At 63.5% G+C, this 17570-nt stretch carries 16 protein-coding genes and 1 tRNA gene; 11 read left to right on the top strand and 6 right to left on the bottom strand.

The genetic code is table 11. From position 1 onward, the window contains the following. A partial coding sequence (locus AC50YA_RS20750; RefSeq protein WP_494984081.1) for a M23 family metallopeptidase occupies positions 1-1070 on the bottom strand: 1070 nt, incomplete at its 3' end. Positions 1071-1302: 232 nt separating this feature from the next. Between AC50YA_RS20750 and AC50YA_RS20745 the strand changes: the two genes are divergently transcribed. Continuing rightward, positions 1303-2220 (top strand): oxygenase MpaB family protein, encoded by a 918-nt coding sequence (locus AC50YA_RS20745; protein ID WP_494984080.1) that lies wholly within the window; start codon positions 1303-1305, stop codon positions 2218-2220. Positions 2221-2310: 90 nt separating this feature from the next. Here the strand turns inward: AC50YA_RS20745 and AC50YA_RS20740 are convergent. Beyond that, a tRNA-Ser gene (locus tag AC50YA_RS20740) sits at positions 2311-2398 on the bottom strand. 310 nt (positions 2399-2708) lie between these two features. Here AC50YA_RS20740 and AC50YA_RS20735 point away from each other — a divergent pair. Then, positions 2709-3035: a hypothetical protein gene (locus AC50YA_RS20735; protein WP_494984079.1), complete on the top strand. Its 327-nt coding sequence runs from the start codon at positions 2709-2711 to the stop codon at positions 3033-3035. Here AC50YA_RS20735 and AC50YA_RS20730 read toward each other — a convergent pair. Together AC50YA_RS20730 and AC50YA_RS20725 are read right to left on the bottom strand one after the other, a co-directional pair. Continuing rightward, the gene (locus AC50YA_RS20730; protein ID WP_494984078.1) at positions 3032-4117 is read right to left on the bottom strand and encodes an IS630 family transposase; all 1086 of its coding nucleotides are present in this window, start codon (positions 4115-4117) and stop codon (positions 3032-3034) included. The genes AC50YA_RS20735 and AC50YA_RS20730 overlap by 4 nt on opposite strands. Positions 4118-4131: 14 nt before the next feature. Beyond that, positions 4132-4464: a cupin domain-containing protein gene (locus AC50YA_RS20725; RefSeq protein ID WP_494984077.1), complete on the bottom strand. Its 333-nt coding sequence runs from the start codon at positions 4462-4464 to the stop codon at positions 4132-4134. Positions 4465-4644: 180 nt separating this feature from the next. On the opposite strand from AC50YA_RS20725, the gene AC50YA_RS20720 reads away from it, so the two are divergent. After that, entirely contained in the window at positions 4645-5388 is a 744-nt protein-coding gene (locus tag AC50YA_RS20720) for a GntR family transcriptional regulator (protein WP_494984076.1), read from the top strand. On the opposite strand, the gene AC50YA_RS20715 is transcribed toward AC50YA_RS20720, so the two are convergent. Both AC50YA_RS20715 and AC50YA_RS20710 read right to left on the bottom strand, forming a co-directional pair. Then, positions 5356-5889, bottom strand: a complete 534-nt coding sequence (locus tag AC50YA_RS20715) for a DUF5943 domain-containing protein (RefSeq protein WP_494984083.1) — start codon at positions 5887-5889, stop codon at positions 5356-5358. The two genes, AC50YA_RS20720 and AC50YA_RS20715, sit on opposite strands and share 33 nt — an antisense overlap. Then, positions 5889-6884, bottom strand: a complete 996-nt coding sequence (locus tag AC50YA_RS20710) for a dipeptidase (protein WP_494984075.1) — start codon at positions 6882-6884, stop codon at positions 5889-5891. The genes AC50YA_RS20715 and AC50YA_RS20710 overlap by 1 nt, the downstream gene beginning before the upstream one ends. A gap of 207 nt (positions 6885-7091) precedes the next feature. On the opposite strand from AC50YA_RS20710, the gene AC50YA_RS20705 reads away from it, so the two are divergent. From AC50YA_RS20705 to AC50YA_RS20670, 8 genes are all read left to right on the top strand, one after another. Continuing rightward, positions 7092-9398 (top strand): MFS transporter, encoded by a 2307-nt coding sequence (locus AC50YA_RS20705; RefSeq protein WP_494984074.1) that lies wholly within the window; start codon positions 7092-7094, stop codon positions 9396-9398. A gap of 57 nt (positions 9399-9455) precedes the next feature. Next, positions 9456-9824: a tyrosine-type recombinase/integrase gene (locus AC50YA_RS20700; RefSeq protein WP_494984073.1), complete on the top strand. Its 369-nt coding sequence runs from the start codon at positions 9456-9458 to the stop codon at positions 9822-9824. Then, positions 9825-10157: a helix-turn-helix domain-containing protein gene (locus tag AC50YA_RS20695; protein WP_494984072.1), complete on the top strand. Its 333-nt coding sequence runs from the start codon at positions 9825-9827 to the stop codon at positions 10155-10157. A 3-nt stretch (positions 10158-10160) separates the two neighbouring features. Then, positions 10161-10892 carry a hypothetical protein gene (locus AC50YA_RS20690; RefSeq protein WP_494984071.1) on the top strand — a complete coding sequence of 244 codons (732 nt, stop codon included), beginning with the start codon at positions 10161-10163 and terminating at the stop codon, positions 10890-10892. A gap of 479 nt (positions 10893-11371) precedes the next feature. After that, positions 11372-12205, top strand: a complete 834-nt coding sequence (locus AC50YA_RS20685) for a PaaX family transcriptional regulator (protein WP_494984070.1) — start codon at positions 11372-11374, stop codon at positions 12203-12205. An 87-nt stretch (positions 12206-12292) separates the two neighbouring features. After that, positions 12293-13867 (top strand): FAD-dependent monooxygenase, encoded by a 1575-nt coding sequence (locus AC50YA_RS20680; RefSeq protein ID WP_494984069.1) that lies wholly within the window; start codon positions 12293-12295, stop codon positions 13865-13867. Continuing rightward, complete coding sequence (locus AC50YA_RS20675) at positions 13860-15896, top strand: acetate--CoA ligase family protein (RefSeq protein WP_494984068.1); 2037 nt, start codon at positions 13860-13862, stop codon at positions 15894-15896. The genes AC50YA_RS20680 and AC50YA_RS20675 overlap by 8 nt, the downstream gene beginning before the upstream one ends. Further along, positions 15893-17566 (top strand): (2,3-dihydroxybenzoyl)adenylate synthase, encoded by a 1674-nt coding sequence (locus tag AC50YA_RS20670; protein ID WP_494984067.1) that lies wholly within the window; start codon positions 15893-15895, stop codon positions 17564-17566. The genes AC50YA_RS20675 and AC50YA_RS20670 overlap by 4 nt, the downstream gene beginning before the upstream one ends. The last annotated feature ends 4 nt before the right edge of the window (positions 17567-17570 follow it).

Here is a 17570-nt window from a genome sequence, read left to right as displayed (position 1 = left end):
GCGCTTGAGATGTCCGCGGCGGTGGGTGATGACGTCGTCGGCGTTGCGCTTGAGATGTCCGCGGCGGTGGGTGATGACGTCGTCGGCGTTGCGCTTGAGATGTCCGCGGAGGTGGGTGACGTCGTCCCGGGCGAGGAAGGCGTCGTGGAGGATGACGCCGACGAAGTTGCTGTCTCCGTGGCAGTGGGGTCAGGCGAGGTAGGGTCCGACGACGGGTCCCCCGTGGGTGCCTCGTCCTGCGGTTCCGATGTGGTCGGCGATCCGTCCGCGGGCGGCGCCTCGGACAGTTCCTCCACGCCGCCCAGGACCGTGTGGCTGTTGTCCTCGGCGACCGGGATGGCCCAGCGTTGCGCGCCGTCATCCGCGGGCTTGGCGTCATAGCTGACCATGGCTATGTCCTCGAGCTCGTCCAACTGAAGAATACGGAGGAGTGTCCAGTTCAGCGGGTTGGTGTGCTTGCCGTGGAGGATGGTTTCGAAATGCAGATGGCAGCCCGTGGACCATCCCGTGGTTCCAACCCGGGCAATGACCTGGCCCACCTGCACGGAATCCCCCGTCCGGACAGCGATGGCCTCCAAGTGGTTGTACGTGGTGATCAGCCCGTTGCCGTGGTCTATTTCGACGCGGTTGCCGCCGCCCCAGGGGTGCCAGCCGGCGGCCCTGACCACGCCGGCGTCGGCCGAATAAACCCTGGTGCCGCAGCCTGCAGCGAAGTCCTGGCCCAGGTGGAAATCACCGCCCGTCCCGGTGATCGGGCTGACCCGGTACCCAAAAGGAGAGCTTGAGGTGAGGAACTCAAGGGGCGCCATGAGGGACCCCTCCGGGGGGCGGGTGAGCCCGGCAGAGGCCACATTGAGTGGCGCGCTCCCGCCCTTGGCGATGGTCCTGACCAGTGTGCGGTTGAACGGAACCAAGGCCCGGCTGTCCGTCAGGAAAGCACCGGCCAGCCCAGGCAGGCCAACATGTCCGGCACCGACAGGCGACGCTCCCGGGCCAGGCTTAGAGGGGAGTGTTCCAGGGAATCCGACGGCGAACAGTGACGCGGCAACAACGGCACTGGCGGCCAGCACGCGCACAGCCAAGGCGCAACCGCCCGCAGGCTCCTTATCCCGGCCGGATCCCCAATGTTTGCCCACTCGCTACTCCCGGATTGGCCCGCCAGACCCCGGATCCAGACGGACTTACCATCTCATGGGACCACAAAGACCTGGGCCTGTGAACCCCCGCGCCGCTACCGCTGCGGACTTTATGTGGATCCGCTGTCAGAAACATGCCCGCCGGACTCTGGGCGAGAATAGTTTCATGCGAAATTTCCCTAGGGAATGGCAGGGTGAGATCAAACGGGTATTCACCGGCACCGCTGACGGTCCGCCTGCTTGGGTTCCGCGGCTGGCCGAGGGGGACGACGCCGGCTATCACCTGCCCGGTTCGGCCGTCTGGGCGGTGCACGGCTCCATGTCCACCATTGTGGCCGGGGTCCGTGCGCTCCTGATGCAGGCCTTGCATCCGGGAGCGCTGGCGGGAATTCACGAGCACTCCGACTTCCGCGCAGATCCGCTGAGCCGGTTGGCCCGGACCATCCGTTGGATCTTCACCGTCACTTATGGCCCGCAGGCCGCCGCAGACGAGGCTTCCGCCCGGGTCCGTCGCCTGCACGAGCCCGTGCAGGGGAGCTACGGTGACGGGCACGGCGGCGAGCGGAGCTACTCGGCCAATGATCCGGAACTCGCCCGCTGGGTCCACATCGCCTTCCTGGACGCTTTCCTCTCAGCCCACAAGATCTGGGGTTCCGCGATCCCCGGCGGCCCGGACGCCTATGTCCGCGAGTGGGCCCAGGCCGGACGGCTGATGGGCGTAGTGAATCCGCCCCTGAGCGAGGCAGAAATGAGGGAACAACTGGACCGCTGGTATAACAACGGCGAGCTGGTGGCGGACAGCAGGGTTGCCGAGACCGTTGAGTTCATCCGCAACCCGCCGCTGCATCCGTTGCTGCGCCCGGGCTACCGGATCATGTTCGCCGGCGCTGTCTACAGCCTGGAGCCGAAGTACCGCCTGATGCTGGGGCTCCAGGTCCCCCGACTGGGGCCGTTCCCGCTCCCCGTGAGACTGGCAACGAAGGTGACTCTCGGCGTAGTACATCTTGCCCTTGGACGCGGGCCTGGACCCAGCGAACAAGCGGCCCGGGAGCGCCTCCGCCGCCTCGGCTACGCGGGCGGCTGACCTGGGCACGTGACCCGTAGCCACGGGTCAAGGTCCGGCTGGAGGAAAGCAAAAACCCGGCCCTGACGATGTCAGAACCGGGTTTCTGGCTGGCGGAGAATGGGGGATTTGAACCCCCGAGGGCGTTAACCCAACACGCGTTCCAGGCGTGCGCCATAGGCCGCTAGGCGAATTCTCCAGCTGCTTCTGAATCAAAAGCAGACACTAGACTACCTGAACTTTCCGGCATCGCCCAATTGGGCCCGGCGGACTATTACCGCGGAAGGGCAGCCGGGACGCATCTGGCCATTAACGTCAAAATGGACGCCCCCAATGCGCCCATTCCTCCGATACGCCGTTGAGCTGCCGGGTCCGGCCCTCCAGCCAGGCCCCGCAGCTCACAACCTTGAGATTGCCCCAATCGGTGTACATATCCATGATCGGCCCTACCCGCCGGATAAGCAATGAAATTGCTGCCGATAACCCTGCCTTCTTGGCAGGATGAGGCCATGACACAGCTGCACGCCCTGGTGGTTTACGTTCCGGACACACACACGGCGGCGCTGCTCGCGGCAATCGGCGACGCCGGCGCGGGCAGGATCGGGAACTATTCGCACTGCACTTTCACCTCCCCCGGCACCGGGCGCTTCACTCCGTCACCCGGCGCCGAGCCGTTCGTCGGGGCGGTGGGTGCGGGCGAGCGCGTGCCGGAAACCCGGGTGGAATGTGTCGTGGAGGAAGAGACGCTCGACGCCGTTGTGCTGGCCCTGCGCGCGGCGCATCCTTACGAGGAGCCCGCCTTCATGACCTGGCCCGTGGACGGCTGGCGACGCTAGTGTCCTGCGTCTGAAATTCGGTTCAGAAGTCGGCCGATTGATTCGAGGATCTGTTCTGCTGTCTTTGTCCAGGTGAAGGGTGTGGGGTTGGTGTTCCATTCGCTGACCCATTTGCGGATGTCGGCTTCGAGGGCTTGGACGCTGCGGTGATCGCTGCGGCGCAGCAGGTCCTCGGTGACGAAGCCGAAGAACCGCTCGACCTGGTTCAGCCAGGATGAGTAGGTCGGCGTGAAATGCATGTGGAAACGCGGGTGGTTCTGCAGCCATGTCTTTACGGCAGGAGTCTTGTGGGTCTGGTAGTTGTCGCAGATCAGGTGCACGTCAAGGCCCTCTGGGACCTCGGCGTCGATCTTGGCGAGGAACTTCCTGAACTCGATGGCCCGGTGCTCGCGGTGCAGGCTGGAGATCACGGAACCGTCCGCGGTGTTCAGTGCCGCGAACAGGGTCGTGGTCCCATGCCTGACGTAGTCATGGGTCCGCTTCTCCGGCATCCCTGGCATCATGGGGAAGGCCGGCTGGGACCGGGCCAGCGCCTGGACCTGCGATTTCTCATCCACACTGAGCACCACGGCGGATTCGGGCGGGTTCAGGTAGAGCCCCGCCACGTCGTAGACCTTCTCCACGAACAAGGGATCATTGGAGAGCTTGTCTGCGCGGTGGGGCTTGAGCTCGAACGCCTTCCAGATCCGCCCGATCGTGGATTTCGACAGACCCGACCGCTGAGCCATCTTCGCCCGTGACCAGTGCGTGGCGTTCTTCGGCGTCGACTCCAGGGTCGCAACCACGACATCCTCAACCTGATCACTGGTAATGCTGGTTGGACGGCCGGGCCTGGGGTCATCGACCAGCCCGTCCAGCCGGCGCTCCAGGAACCGGCGCCGCCACTTCGCCACGGTATGAGGTTCGACTCCGCACCGGGCGCCCACCTCGACATTGCTCAGGCCTTCGGCGCTGCCGAGCACGATCTTCGGGCGCGTGGCCAGCGACTGGGACGATTTCGCCCTGCGCGCCCACCGGGACAGCGTCTCCCGCTCTTCATCCGACAGTTCCACAGGGGCCTTCGGCCGTCCAACGTTCGCCATACCCAATTCTATAATTACGAAGCGAATTTCAGGCGCAGGACACTAGCTCCCGCCTTTGCCAGGACGGCGTCGCCGACGGCCATCGGATAGATTGCGTCTTCTACGGTCATTTGACCGGTGCCCTCAGTAACGACGTAGATCTCTTCCAGCGAACGGTTGGGATGGGCATGTGAATGCATGCCCTCGAAGCCGCCGGGAGGAAGCTCCCAGGCTTGTTGTGCAACAGGCAGTTTGGAATGCCCGTAAAAGAGCCACTGCATCTGCAGCGGCGAACCCTCGTGAAGCTTGTGATGGAAGGCGTGCGTTCCGGCCTGTTCAAGCGTAGGACTCTCCTTTTGTCGACTCAAGCATCCTCAGCGGGGCGTGGCCACCCCCGCCGAGCAGTTGATATTTCGGACCAGTGACGTTCACGGCCCTGCTTTTCACCTTGCTGACGGCTCGCGGACCCGCGCGCCGGGGCAATAGCTTGGTTCGGCTATGTAGCATAGTGCTGTGCGTATACCGCTGTAATACAGAAAGCAGGATAGATGGCCGGTCGTCCCAGAACGGTAATGGAACGGGCTTATAGCGAGATCAAGAAGAAGGTAATGACTCTCCAACTCGCTCCAGGGTCCGTTATCGATGATCTTGGGCTTAGCGAGATGCTCGGTATCAGCCGTACTCCAGCGCGCGAGGCGCTCTTTCGTCTGGTTTCCGAGGGGCTCGTAGTGTCCGATCCTGATAGGAGGGGCTTCTTCGTGAAGCCTCTTGATATTCAGGATTTATCGAGTCTTTTTGAAGCCCACATGGTCTCCGCAAGGGCAATAGGCCGACTCGTTGCAGTGAGGTGCAACGCCACCGGGATTGCCAAGCTGCGGAAAGCGGAAAGCAAAGTTATCCGGGCTATTGAGCACGAGCGCCCCGAGGAAGTGGCCTCCAGCAATGCGGAGTTGCATCGGCTGGAGGCTACGCTGGCGGGCAACGGCTACCTTGCCAACCTCGCCTGTTCCATTCATGATCACGGACAACGGTTGGGCTACTTGGCTTTCGGCGGTGCCACCTCCTGGGAAACGCTGGAACAGCACTTCATTGAGGTTCAAAAGGACCACTCAGAACTGATTGATGCCTATGAAAGGCATGACCCCGATGCAGCGGAAGGCATTGCAGGCCGCCACGTGCTGCTCTTCCGGAACCGCATCTTTAACTTCCTGACTGACGACACCGCCGGCTCCATAAACCTGGGCGGGGATATTCTTCCGTCAATGCGGTTGTCGCGGAGCAACATGGAATAGTCCGTATTCGGCGTCGTCCTGGCCTTCCCAATGAACCTGATGGCTTGTTGTACGCATGCTGCTCCCCCGGGCGTGCAGGATCTGATCCATTGCGCCGGAGAACCAGCCCGTGAACATGTAATCCCCAGTGCCCTGGTCTTCGGATTCGGGCTGATGGAAGGCTGAGTTTCTTACACTGACTGATGCCTTGGCGTGGGCAAGGTCAAAGTCGAGCACCTGAAAGAGCCCCCAGCCGCGTTGTGAAAGTCGCCTTAAATAGTGCTCGAACACATCCATGCCGACCAGGTTGTGCAGTTCTGCTTCGTGTTCGCACCATGTCCAGGCCGATTTGTATCCGGCGTCGTAGAGCAATCGGGAGTAGCGGTCGACTCCAAGTTCTTTTTCGATCGCTTTGTGGTTGTTCACGAAGAAGTGAAGGGGAACATAGAGCATGGGGAGCGAATCTGTGGTCCATCGACCGGTTTCAGGGTCCACGCTGATGGGCACCTCGGGTGAATTCATCATGACCCCCACACGTCTCGAAGAACGCGCATCCAGTTCTCGCCCATGATCTTGCGGACGACGCGCTCGGAGTGCCCTCGTTTCAGCAACGTTTCCGTTAGGTTTGGAAACTCGCCTACGGTGCGGATTCCAAGCGGATTAATGATCTCCCCAAAACTCGTCAATCGACGTGCATACCCCTTGTCGTGGGTCAACCACTCAAAGAAATTCAGGTCCTGTCCCTGGGTGAAGTCCGTCCCGATTCCGATCGAGTCTTCTCCCACTATGTTCATGACGTACTCGATGGCTTCGGCGTAGTCATCGATAGTTGAGTCTGTTCCCTTGGCCAAGAACGGTGCGAACATGGTGACACCTACGAAGCCGCCGTGATCGGCTATGAAGCGCAACTCTTCATCGGACTTGTTTCGGGGATGGGCCTTGAGCCCATATGGAAGGCAGTGCGAATAGCAGACGGGCTTGCTGGACTCGAGAATAACTTCTTCCGACGTTTTCGACCCCACATGCGACAAGTCGCAAAGGATACCGACTCGGTTCATCTCCGCCACGACCTCACGTCCAAAGCCGGAGAGGCCGCCGTCCCGTTCGTAGCAGCCTGTGCCGACGAGATTCTGGGTGTTGTAACAGAGCTGCACCACGCCCACGCCCAATTGTTTGAAGAGACTGACGTATCCCAGTTGATCCTCAAAGGCGTGCGCGTTCTGGAACCCAAGTATGATTCCCGTCTTTCCGGCATCTTTGGCCGCCAGGATATCGGCCGTTGTGCGAACAGGCATGACGAGCTCGCTGCTCTCGGCAATCAGCTTGTTCACGCCCAGAATGTTGTTTACGGTGTCCTGGAATCCTTCCCAGACAGACACCGTGCAGTTGGCAGCCGTCAGACCGCCCTTGCGCATATCAAGGAACAGGTCCCTTTCCCACTTCGCAATGATGAGTCCATCGATAACGATGCTCTCTTCATGGAGAGCGCCTGGATCAATAACGTCCGGAGTGTTCATGGCCGTCCTTCCACACAACTTCTGGTTTCGGTGCCGAATGGCAGTGCAGCTTTTCATAATACGACTCGTATTTGAAAAGGGGAAGATCCGCGCCCGGCAACTTCCTGCCTGTACAGTGTCGGGTCCGAGGATTGACGAGAACTGGGGCTTGAGTGGAGGTGCGCCGTAGACAGACCGGCAATCCAGTAATACGATCTGTATTACGAAATGCAGCGTGCTGTGCTGCCGGCTTGCATCTTCCACTCGGCGAGCTCCTTCCTCGGCAACGATGCCAGCGAGAACGAGCGGTCCGAGCACGAGGGCCCAGATCCCCAACAGGAGACGATGAAATTGACCGTGAATCCCACCATTGACCAGACAGGTTCCGTTAGTCCAAAGCTGCTGAAGAAGGTGATTTCCGCAGCCGCCGTAGGCAATTTCATCGAGTGGTACGACTTTGCCGTCTACGGATATCTGGCGACCATCCTGGCTGCCAAGTTCTTCCCCGGAAGCAATCCGACTACGGCACTCCTGGAAACCTTCGCGGTGTTCGCTGTGGCGTTCGCCTTACGTCCTATCGGTGGAGTCTTTTTCGGCAGACTCGGCGACAGGATCGGACGGAAGAGAACACTCGTCCTGACGATCCTCTTGATCTCCGGATCCACCGCCTCCATTGGCATCCTGCCCGACTACGCCATCTGGGGTATCTGGGCCCCCATCCTTCTGGTGGTAGCTCGTTGCCTTCAGGGATTTTCAGCAGGTGGTGAATACGCCGGGGCCTGCGCTTACGTAATCGAACACGCCCCAACAGAGAAGAAAGCCACATACGCGAGCTTCGTTCCCGTCAGCACATTCTTCTCGTTCGCCTTCGCCGCCGGCTTCACATACCTCCTTGCCCAGGTGGTGGGCCCCGACAGTATGAACGACTGGGGCTGGAGAATTCCGTTCCTCCTCGCAATACCCCTAGGCCTCTTCGGTTTCTATCTGCGCTCCAAGCTCGGCGAAACACCACTCTTCCAGAACATAGAAGAAGGAAAGGAAGTCGAAGCAGCTCCACTGCGCGAAACCATTCGGACCCACTGGCGAACGATCCTTACCTTGGCCGGATTCATCTCCGCCACCGCCCTCTCGTTCTACACATTCACAACATACATGGCGACGTTCATGCAGGTCGTCGGAAAACTCAGCCGACCCGAATCGCTGCTTTCAAGCTGCCTCTGCCTGGTTTTCGCCGGCCTACTCTGCCCCTTCATGGGCCGTCTTTCCGACCGGATAGGACGCCGAAACACCACCCGCTCGGCCTGCATCGTCCTAATCATCACAGTCTTCCCTGCATTCATGCTCGCCGGGACAGGCAACCTCGGGCTTTCAGTACTCGGGCAGTTCCTGCTCGGTATAGGCGCCGTCATGACCGGTATCGTTACTGCCGTCCTCATGTCCGAACTGTTCCCCACAAAGGTGCGCTACACAGCGTCAGCAGCAACCTACAACCTTGCATACACGATATTCGGCGGCACCGCTCCCTTCATCGCCACATGGCTGATCGCCAGTACCGGAAACAACCTCTCCCCGGCCTTCTACCTCGTCGCCGTCTGCCTCATGGCCTTCATCGCATGTTCGAAACTGCCCGAGACATCGAAAGTCCCTGGACTTTTAGCCGGCGAAAGCTCTAACCCGGAATTGGCCAACGCGGATCCGCGTTGGCCAATTCTGTTTTCCCGGTTCGCAACAAATGCCAGCGGCCTCGCGGTCTTCCAAACCGCTTTAGACCTTGCGTCCAGTTGGCCCCATTTAATGCATGATACGTTCGTTGAATGGTTGCATATTTTGAGGTCGGTGGTCCGGTTGGGGCGCGGTGATTTGGCCGGTGCCGCGCATCTGGAACTGGTTTCCGGCGTGGTGCAGCTGCGCCCCGAAGACGCGATGGTGGAATCGATGTTTTCTGGCTGGCGGGCGCAGCAGGGATCTCGCGGGCTGCAGGAAGAGACGATGGTGCCCCGGGAGCAGTTGGTGCGTCGTTTTGTGGAGTTCACCAATGAGTATCCATGGAACTGGGGGCCGGCCGATGTGGACGAGTGGTCGCAGTCGCTGACCTCTGAGGAGCATTTGGCGCCGTCCACGATCCGAGGACATCAGGCGGTTCTGCGGCTGTTCAGCGAATACATCACCGATGCCCGGTATGGGTGGGCGCAGGCCTGCCAGGAAGCTTTCGGCACGCATCCGGTACCGATCACCCATGAGTGGAACACCATCGCCAACCTCAATGACTACGAGGGCGTGCCGGAGGCGCGGCCGTTCACCCGCCAGGAGCTGCAACGGTTCTTGGATTACGCCGACGAGCAGGTTGACCGGGCGGTGCGGTCCAAACGCAAGGGTGCGTTGGCGGCGTATCGTGATGCGACGCTGTTCAAGGTGATCTACGGGTGGGGCCTGCGCCGCACGGAGACCTCGAAGTTGGATCTGACTGATTGGGGCCGGAACCACGCAGCACCGGAGTTCGGCCGGTACGGGATGCTGCACGTGCGCTATGGCTAAGCGGTGCGCGGGCAGACACCGCGGCGGCGGAATGTCGCCTCGATCATGGGATGGGCGGTGGAGGCCGTCATCGACTACGTCGAGAACATTCGGCCCCGCTTCGACTGTGTCGATCATCCGGCATTGTGGCTGACGGAAAGAGGCGGCAGGGTCAAGCCCGCCGAGATCAATGCCCGGTTCGTCGCCTACCGCGACGCGTTGGAGTTACCGCGTGCGCTCACGCCCCACTCCTTGCGACATTCTTATGTGACCCAACTGACCGAGGACGGGGTGGACCGGCGGTTCATCCAGGAGTCAGTCGGGCACCGCAGTGACGCCTCCACCGCGATTTACACCCATGTGAGTTCCGATTTCATGAATACTGCCTTGCGCAAAGCGCTCACCCCGGCCTTCGACCAGTCCCAGTCAGAGCTAAAGGAGCCGTAAATGACACGCCAACTCGACTATCGATGGCATCTGCGCCAGGTCATGGCCAGCCGGTCCATGTTCGCGACCACCGATTTGGCCCCTCTACTGGCCGATCGTGGAATCCATCTTTCATCCAGCCAGATCTATCGTCTGGTGGTTGAGCGTCCTGAGCGGCTTAGCCTCAAAACACTCGTCGCGCTGCTGGACATTTTGGACTGCTCGATGGAGGAACTGATCGAACCGGTGGCGGCGGCCGAACCGGCGCGCAAAGCCAAAGCGGCCGGCTCCGGCGCGGGCCCGGTGGGTGCTCTGCGCCCGAAACGGGCCCGTATCACCGGCCCCGACGCGTAGCCGGTGAAGCCCGACACAGACACTGCCGACCCCCACACTGCCGGCACCGACGCCACCGGCACCGGGGTGGCCTCGGACCCGTTGAGAGTAATCATCGATCTGGTGGCGGGCCTCGAGACCGGTCTTGGCCGGGCTGTGATTCAGGACGTGGTGGTCGGCGTTGCCGGGGGCCGGGCCAAGGCCCGCCGGCTGGCCCAAGCCCTTCGCCGGCGACCGGCGTTGCTCACTGATGGACTCTCACCCGCCCCGCGCGCCGTCGGGGACCTGCTGATCGGCCTGGTCAAGGCCGGCGCGGTGAGGGTCTCGGCCCCGGTCTGCACCGGCTGCCACAAGGCCTTGAGAGCGATGCAACGCAACGGCGAGAACTGGTACTGCGGAGTCTGCGGACCCCGCCCCGAGCCATGCACGGGCTGCGGCCGGGACCGGCCGGTAGCCACCCGCACCCGTGACGGCGGCCCCCGCTGCGTCGGATGCCCGGTCCGCGATGAGCCCGACCCGGTCATCGTCATCGCCAAGATCGTCGCCGCCGCCGATCCCGCGATCGGGGCTGGGGCCGCACACGCGGCGATACTGGCCGCCGCTCCTCAACCGGGCCAGCGCCGCCGTCTGGCATGGGCGCTTGAAGAACGACCGGATCTGCTCACCGGGACCGGAGCCCAGTCACCGGTTCCCGCGGTGCTGCGCCTGATCGAGCTGCTCTGCCAGTCCGGGGCGGAGCACGTTGACAGCCTGTAACTATGCCGAGCCGACAGCCGCCGGGACCCCGCACACTAGACCGCCCTGGCAGCAGCCTCGGCATAGTTGCGGGCTCTCGCCAGAGAATGTCAGGCGGTTCTAGCGTTCGTTGCAACCCCCTTGCTTTTGGTTGTTGCAACGACCGTTGTTCGCTAAGCAGCAATTACGAAGGGCCAGATGGAGGCGCCTTCGAGCACGAGATCAGCAACACACGATCTGGTTCGCAGACGACCGGCGGCATATTCTCAATGTCATCGACCGAGCGAGCATCTAGGGTCCAGGATGGGCAGCTATCAGCTGCCAATATTTCGGACTCCGCTTGACTTTATCTCGACATTGTTGGCATTGGCGGGTCAGCTGAATTTGGTTGATAGCGGGGTCAAGTCCACTTGCGTGATCTGGACAACCCCGCCAATGTAACGTAGAGGTGGTGTTCGCCGAATTATTTGTTACATTTACCTTAGCTACCAGGAGTGCATATGGCTGAGACGCCGCGGTCGCTCGTCCTGAACCTATTTGGGGACTATCTTCGTTATGCCGGCGGGGAGGTCAAACTGGGCGAGCTAACCGAATTGATGATGGCATTCGGAATGGAACCGGCCACCATCCGGGTCAGCATGTCGCGGCTCAAGAAAGAGGGCTGGTTCACCACCCGTCGGGAGGGCCGGGAGACGGTCTACACCCTAAGTGAGAACATGCTCGACGTGCTCATCCAGGGCCGGGCGCGGATCTTCCGCCGCAGGGAGGAACCCTGGACCGGCCGCTGGACCATGGTTATCTACCAGGTGCCGGAATCCGAGCGGGCGGTGCGTGAACAACTTCGCAAGCAGCTGGCCTGGACAGGGTTCGGCCAGCTCTCCCCCTCGACCTGGCTGACCCCGCACAACCTCTCCCGGGAAGCAAAGGAGCTCGCATCCCAGTTTGAGCCTGCCCGGGTGGATGTCCTCTGGTGCGGTTCGGATGACGCAGAGGCGGCCCGGGATCTGGCCGCCCGATGCTGGGACCTGGAATCGCTGGGGCGGGACTACCGGAACTTTTTGAGCACCTATGCGCACCTGGACAACGAACGCGGCAACAGCGGCAAAGACGGGAAGCAGGCCCTGGTGCAACGCACCCGGATCATCGATGATTTCCGCCGCTTCCCGTTCCGCGATCCCGAACTGCCGCAAGAACTTCAACCGGGGGGCTGGCCCGGCCCGGCGGCGTTTAGCCTGTTCAGCCGGGTGCACGGACAGCTGGGACCACAGGCGAACGCCTACGTGGAGAGCGTCATCGGGCGGCCTATCGCCGTGATTACCGAAGCCGATATGTAACAAGAACTTGACGTTCAACCTTTTTAAGTAACATACTCGGAACGAGACCTATCTTACCTACTCCCCAATCTCTAGAAGGTGGCATCGATGGCACTTCGCATAGCCTGCATCGGCGGCGGTCCCGGCGGACTGTTCTTCTCAACCCTGTTCAAGCAGACCGTTCCCGACGCAGAGGTGGTGCTCTTCGAACGGAACCAGGCGACCGATGCCTTCGGCTTCGGCGTCGTCTTTTCAGACGCAACGCTGCGCCGGATCAATGAGGCGGATCCGGTTGTGCTCAACGGGCTCCGGGACTTCGGCACCCACTGGGATGACATCGAGGTCTGGCTCAAGGGAGAACGGAAGACCTTCGCCGGCAACGGCATGGCCGCCATCTACCGCAAGACCTTGCTGCAGCTGATGCAGGACCGGGCAGCGGAAGCCGGCGTCAACCTGCGTTTTGGCGAATATGTGCCCGAGCTGTCCCGGCTGGACGGTTTCGACCTGATCGTCGGCGCCGACGGCGCCAACTCCTCGACCCGCGAGCAGCTGGGCGAGAGTCTGGGCCACACCGCTGAAACCGCCACGGCCAAGTTCATCTGGTTCGGCACGAGCCACAAGTTCAAGGGCATGACCTTTCTCCACCGTAAGAGCGAGTTCGGCAACTTCGCCGTGCACGGCTATCCGATCAGCGATGACCTGAGCACCTTCATCGTCGAAACGGACGAGGAGACCTGGCGCAAGGCCGGACTCGACGAATTCGACGTCAGCCAGCCCCCGGGTCTCTCGGACCTGAAGACGCAGCGGTTCCTCGAGAAGCTCTTCGCCGAAGACATCGCCGGTGAGCCGCTCGTGGCAAACAACTCCCGCTGGGCGAATTTCCGCACCCGCCGCACCCGTTCCTGGCACAAGGGCAACGTCGTCCTGCTCGGAGACGCCGTGCACACCGCGCACTTCTCCGTCGGTTCCGGCACCAAGATGGCCATGGAAGACGCCATTACCCTGGTCCGGGAAGTTGCGGCGCACCAGGACGACCTCGAGACGGCCTTCACCAACTATGAGGCCGAGCGCCAGCCCCAGGTCGCCAAGATCCAGAACCAGGCCCGCGGCGGCCTGAGCTGGTGGGAGAACTTCGCCCGGTATTACGACTCCTTCGACCCGACCGAGTTCACCTTCCACTTCTTCTCCCGCAGCATCGACATCGACAAGATCCGCCAGCGCGACGCCGGCCTGGTCGAGTCCGTTGAAGCGGACTGGCTGGCCAGGCACGGACACACGCCACTGGAAACGCCGCTCGACGCGGGATCCGCCCGGTTCTGCGGCCGCATGCTCTCCCTCACCCACGAAGATGGGCAGGCCGCCCTGACCGGGTCCGGCGACCGCATTCCCCTGGTCACCGACCCGGCCGACGCCAGCGCCACCACGGGACTGCTGCTCACCGCCCCGGACACCGAGGAGGGCCTGGCCGCCGCTTTCGACCAGCTGCCCGCCCGGGCCGCAGCCATCGTGATCCAAGGCGGCAACCCGTTCACCCGTACCCTGCTCTCCGAGGAGGCCCGGCTCGGCCGCGGCCTGACCAGCGTCATCGTCGATGACCGCGGCCCCGTCTCAGCCCTCACCCAGATCCTTTCCGGCCGGGCAGACGCCGTCGCCAGCTCAGCCACGGAGGCAACCGATGCATGACCTGACCCCACTCTTTGCACCCCGCGGCATCATTGTCGTCGGCGCCTCCTCCAGCCCGGAGAAGCTCGGCGCCGTCATGGCGCAGTCGCTCTCCCGCTACCCGGCCCCCGTAGAACTGGTGAACAGCCGCGGCGAGAACGGCATGCACACCAGCATCGCCGACGCCGCAGCTGCCATCCCCGGCGGCCCGGACCTGGCCGTGCTCTGCATCCCCGCGGCCGCCACCGCCCAGGCCCTACGGGACAGCGCAGCGAACGGCGCCAAGGCTGCCCTGGTCTGCGCCGGTGGTTTCGCCGAAGCCGGCGGCCCCGGCATCGAATTCGACCGCAACGTCATGGCAGCTGTCCGGGACACCGGAATCCGGCTGCTCGGCCCGAACACCTCTGGCTTCTTCGTCCCCCACCGCAAGCTGCGCGCCAGCTTCGTCCCCGGCGTCGCGGAACTCGAACCCGGCTCCGTGGCCGTCGTGGCCGCCAGCGGCGGAGTCAACCACGTCCTGGCCTTCCACCTCCAGCGCGCCGGCGTGGGCGTCAGCCTCGCCGTCGGCATCGGAGCGGGCACGGACATCACCGCACCCGATGTCCTGGACTACCTGATCTCCGATGTGCAGACCAAAGCCGTCGCCCTGCACCTCGAAACCGTCAGCGACGGCCCGGCCCTCATCAACGCCGTCGCACGCCTGAGTGCCGTCAAGCCGGTGGTTGCCCTGGTGGTCGGCCGGAACGATGTTTCCGAGTTCGCCCAGTCCCACACCGGGGCACTGGCCACGTCCTGGCGCACCACCCGGGCCGTCCTCAAGCAGGCCGGCGCGGTGCTCGTCGACGACGAGAACCAGCTGGTTGCCGCCGTCACCGCCCTGGCCGGGCGCCGTCTGGCACCCGCCGCCGACCCCGGCGTCGGGCTCGTTACCGGCCAGGCCGGCCCCGGCCTGCTGATCGCCGATGCCCTCCACGGCGCCGGCGTCACGCTGCCACGCCTGGCCCAGGCCAGCCAGGACACCATCGGCACGCTCCTGCCGCCGCTGACCTTCCAGGCCAACCCCGTGGACACCGGCCGGCCCGGACCCGGCTATGAGAAGATCGTGGCGGCCGTCGCCGCCGACCCGGCCATCGACGTCGTCGCGGTTTACGGGCTGACGGAACCCGTCGCGGACCTGCCGCTGTCGGTCGGAGCCTCCGGCGCCGCCGGTTCCCTGCCGATCCTGATCGGCGTGGACGGCCCCGACGGCGACCTGGAACGCGCGAAAAAGTCCGCGCAGCAGCAGGACCTGCCGCTGATCGGCGGACCGACGTCGCTCGCCAATGGCATTACCGCCCTGGTCAACGACGCCCGCGGGCAGTTCCAGCGCGCGCAGGCCCCCGCCGGTGCCTTCACGTGGCCGGATCTGCAGGGGCCCTGGGACGAAAACCGTTCCAAGGAACTCCTCGATGCCCTCGGCATCGCCACCCCATCGCGGCGGCGCTGCATCACCCGCGCCGCCGCCCACGAGGCTCTGAGCGAACTGGGCGGACCTGTCGCGGTCAAACTGCTCGACGCCGCCATCCTGCACAAAACTGAGATCGGCGGGGTGCACCTCGGGGTGGACTCCCCCGCAGTCATGGACCGCGCCCTGGACGGACTCGAAGCCGCAGGGGCCCGCGAATTCCTGGTCGAAGCGATGGCCGCCCCCGGCGTCGACCTTGTGGTCGGGGCCCGCCGCGACCCGGTCTTCGGACCAATCATCGTCCTGGGCCTGGGCGGCACCGCAGCGGAAGTCTTTGCCGACATTTCCATCCGCTCCGCACCGCTTTCTGTCCGCGCGGCCGAAGGCATGCCCGGCGAGCTGAAGGCCCGCGAACTGCTGTACGGCTTCCGCGCAGGACCCGTGCTGGACTCTGCCGATCTGGCCGGATTGCTGGTCAGGCTTGGAGATGCCCTCGTTTCCAATGACGGAATCGCAGAGATCGAAATCAACCCCTTGCGCCTGACCCATGACGGGCTCGTAGCGCTTGATGCCGTAGTGATCAATGTCGAGGAGGACATTCAATGACCAGCCACACCAGTGAAGGCACCGTTCCCTGGCCCCCAGATCTCGCAGCCCATTTCCGCAGCAAGGGCTATTGGGAAGACCGCCCGCTGGGCGCCTACCTTCTCGACTCCGCCGACCGGCTTCCGGACAAGACCGCGGTGGTCGAGGGGGACGTGCGCCTGAGCTACGCGGAACTGGCCGACAGGGTGGATGCCGCCGCCGAACGCCTGCTGCAGTTGGGCCTCAAAGCCGATGACCGCATCATGGTCCAGCTGCCCAACGGCTGGCAGTTCACGGTGCTGACACTGGCCTGTTTCCGGGCCGGGATCATTCCCGTGATGGCGCTGCCGGCGCACCGGCAATACGAGCTGTCCTTCCTCACGGAGCTCTCCGAATCACGGGCCATCGCCGTGCCGGACGTCATCAAGGACTTTGACCACCAGGCCCTCGCCGAAGGACTGGAGTCAACCATTCCGTCCCTGGAGTACATCCTCGTTTCGGGAGCCGCCAAACCCGCCAACACGCGCCTCGAGGACATCCTGGCCCCCGGAACGGACGTGCCGGGCACGCGTGCCCGGCTGGACGCTGCCGCGCCGGCATCTGATTCCCCGGCGTTGTTCCTGCTCTCCGGCGGCACCACCGGGCTGCCCAAGCTCATTGCCCGGACCCACAACGACTATGCCTATAACATCAGGGCCACGTCAGCAGCCACCGCAGTCACCGAGGACACCGTCTACCTGGGAACATTGCCGGCCAGCCACAACTTCCCGCTCGCCTGCCCCGGCATCCTCGGCATCCTGTTCGCCGGCGGCCGGGCCGTCATGCTTCCAAGCCCCGAACCGCGCAAGGCATTCGCCACGATAGAACGGGAGAAGGTCACCCTCTCCACGGCGGTCCCCGCTGTGGCCCAGCGCTGGGTCGAGTACCAGCAGGAAACCGGGACCGGCCAGCTGGCCAGCCTCGAAGTGCTCCAGGTCGGCGGGTCACGGCTGCCGGACGAAATCGCCCGGAAGGTGAAGCCCGTCCTGGGCGCATCCCTGCAGCAGGTCTTCGGCATGGCAGAGGGTCTGATCAACACCACACGGCTGGACGACCCCGAAGACGTCATCTGCACCACTCAGGGACGCCCCGTATCCGAAGCCGACGAGGTCCGCATCGTCGATGACGCCGGCGAGGATCTGCCGGACGGAGTCCCCGGCGCCATCCTGACCCGTGGACCCTATACCCCGCGGGGCTACTACCGCGCACCCGAAGCCAACGAACGGGCCTTTACCCCCGACGGCTGGTACGCCAGCGGGGACATCGTCGAACGGCGCCCGGACGGAAACCTGATCGTCAAGGGACGCGACAAGGACATGATCAACCGGGGTGGGGAGAAGATCTCGGCCGAGGAAATCGAAAGCCTCGTGTACCGGATCGAGGACGTGACCATGGCCGCGGCAGTCTCCATGCCGGACCCGCTGCTCGGTGAACGGCTCTGCCTCTACATCACCGTTAAGCCCGGACGCGAGGTGACCCTCGAGCAAATCCAGGAGATGCTGCGGCAGACCGGTGTGGCGGCTTTCAAGATCCCCGAGCGCCTCGTGGTCCTCGATGAATTGCCCACCACGAAGGTGGGCAAGATCAACAAGAAGGACCTCCGGGCCGACATCGCCGGACGCCTGGCCGCCGCCGGCGCCCCGGCAAAGTAGAAGG

The organism is Pseudarthrobacter sp. RHLT3-21, assembly GCF_059383495.1.
The sequence above is the reverse complement of the archived record's forward strand: the minus strand, read 5'-3'. Positions and strand labels throughout refer to the sequence as shown.

Coding starts and splice junctions, on each gene's coding strand:
- AC50YA_RS20745 (WP_494984080.1), top strand. CDS start 1,303: ATGCGAAATTTCCCTAGGGAATGGCAGGGTGAGATCAAACGGGTATTC.
- AC50YA_RS20715 (WP_494984083.1), bottom strand. CDS start 5,889: ATGAATTCACCCGAGGTGCCCATCAGCGTGGACCCTGAAACCGGTCGA.
- AC50YA_RS20680 (WP_494984069.1), top strand. CDS start 12,293: ATGGCACTTCGCATAGCCTGCATCGGCGGCGGTCCCGGCGGACTGTTC.
- AC50YA_RS20670 (WP_494984067.1), top strand. CDS start 15,893: ATGACCAGCCACACCAGTGAAGGCACCGTTCCCTGGCCCCCAGATCTC.
- AC50YA_RS20735 (WP_494984079.1), top strand. CDS start 2,709: ATGACACAGCTGCACGCCCTGGTGGTTTACGTTCCGGACACACACACG.
- AC50YA_RS20695 (WP_494984072.1), top strand. CDS start 9,825: ATGACACGCCAACTCGACTATCGATGGCATCTGCGCCAGGTCATGGCC.
- AC50YA_RS20720 (WP_494984076.1), top strand. CDS start 4,645: ATGGCCGGTCGTCCCAGAACGGTAATGGAACGGGCTTATAGCGAGATC.
- AC50YA_RS20710 (WP_494984075.1), bottom strand. CDS start 6,884: ATGAACACTCCGGACGTTATTGATCCAGGCGCTCTCCATGAAGAGAGC.
- AC50YA_RS20730 (WP_494984078.1), bottom strand. CDS start 4,117: ATGGCGAACGTTGGACGGCCGAAGGCCCCTGTGGAACTGTCGGATGAA.
- AC50YA_RS20685 (WP_494984070.1), top strand. CDS start 11,372: ATGGCTGAGACGCCGCGGTCGCTCGTCCTGAACCTATTTGGGGACTAT.
- AC50YA_RS20705 (WP_494984074.1), top strand. CDS start 7,092: ATGCAGCGTGCTGTGCTGCCGGCTTGCATCTTCCACTCGGCGAGCTCC.
- AC50YA_RS20675 (WP_494984068.1), top strand. CDS start 13,860: ATGCATGACCTGACCCCACTCTTTGCACCCCGCGGCATCATTGTCGTC.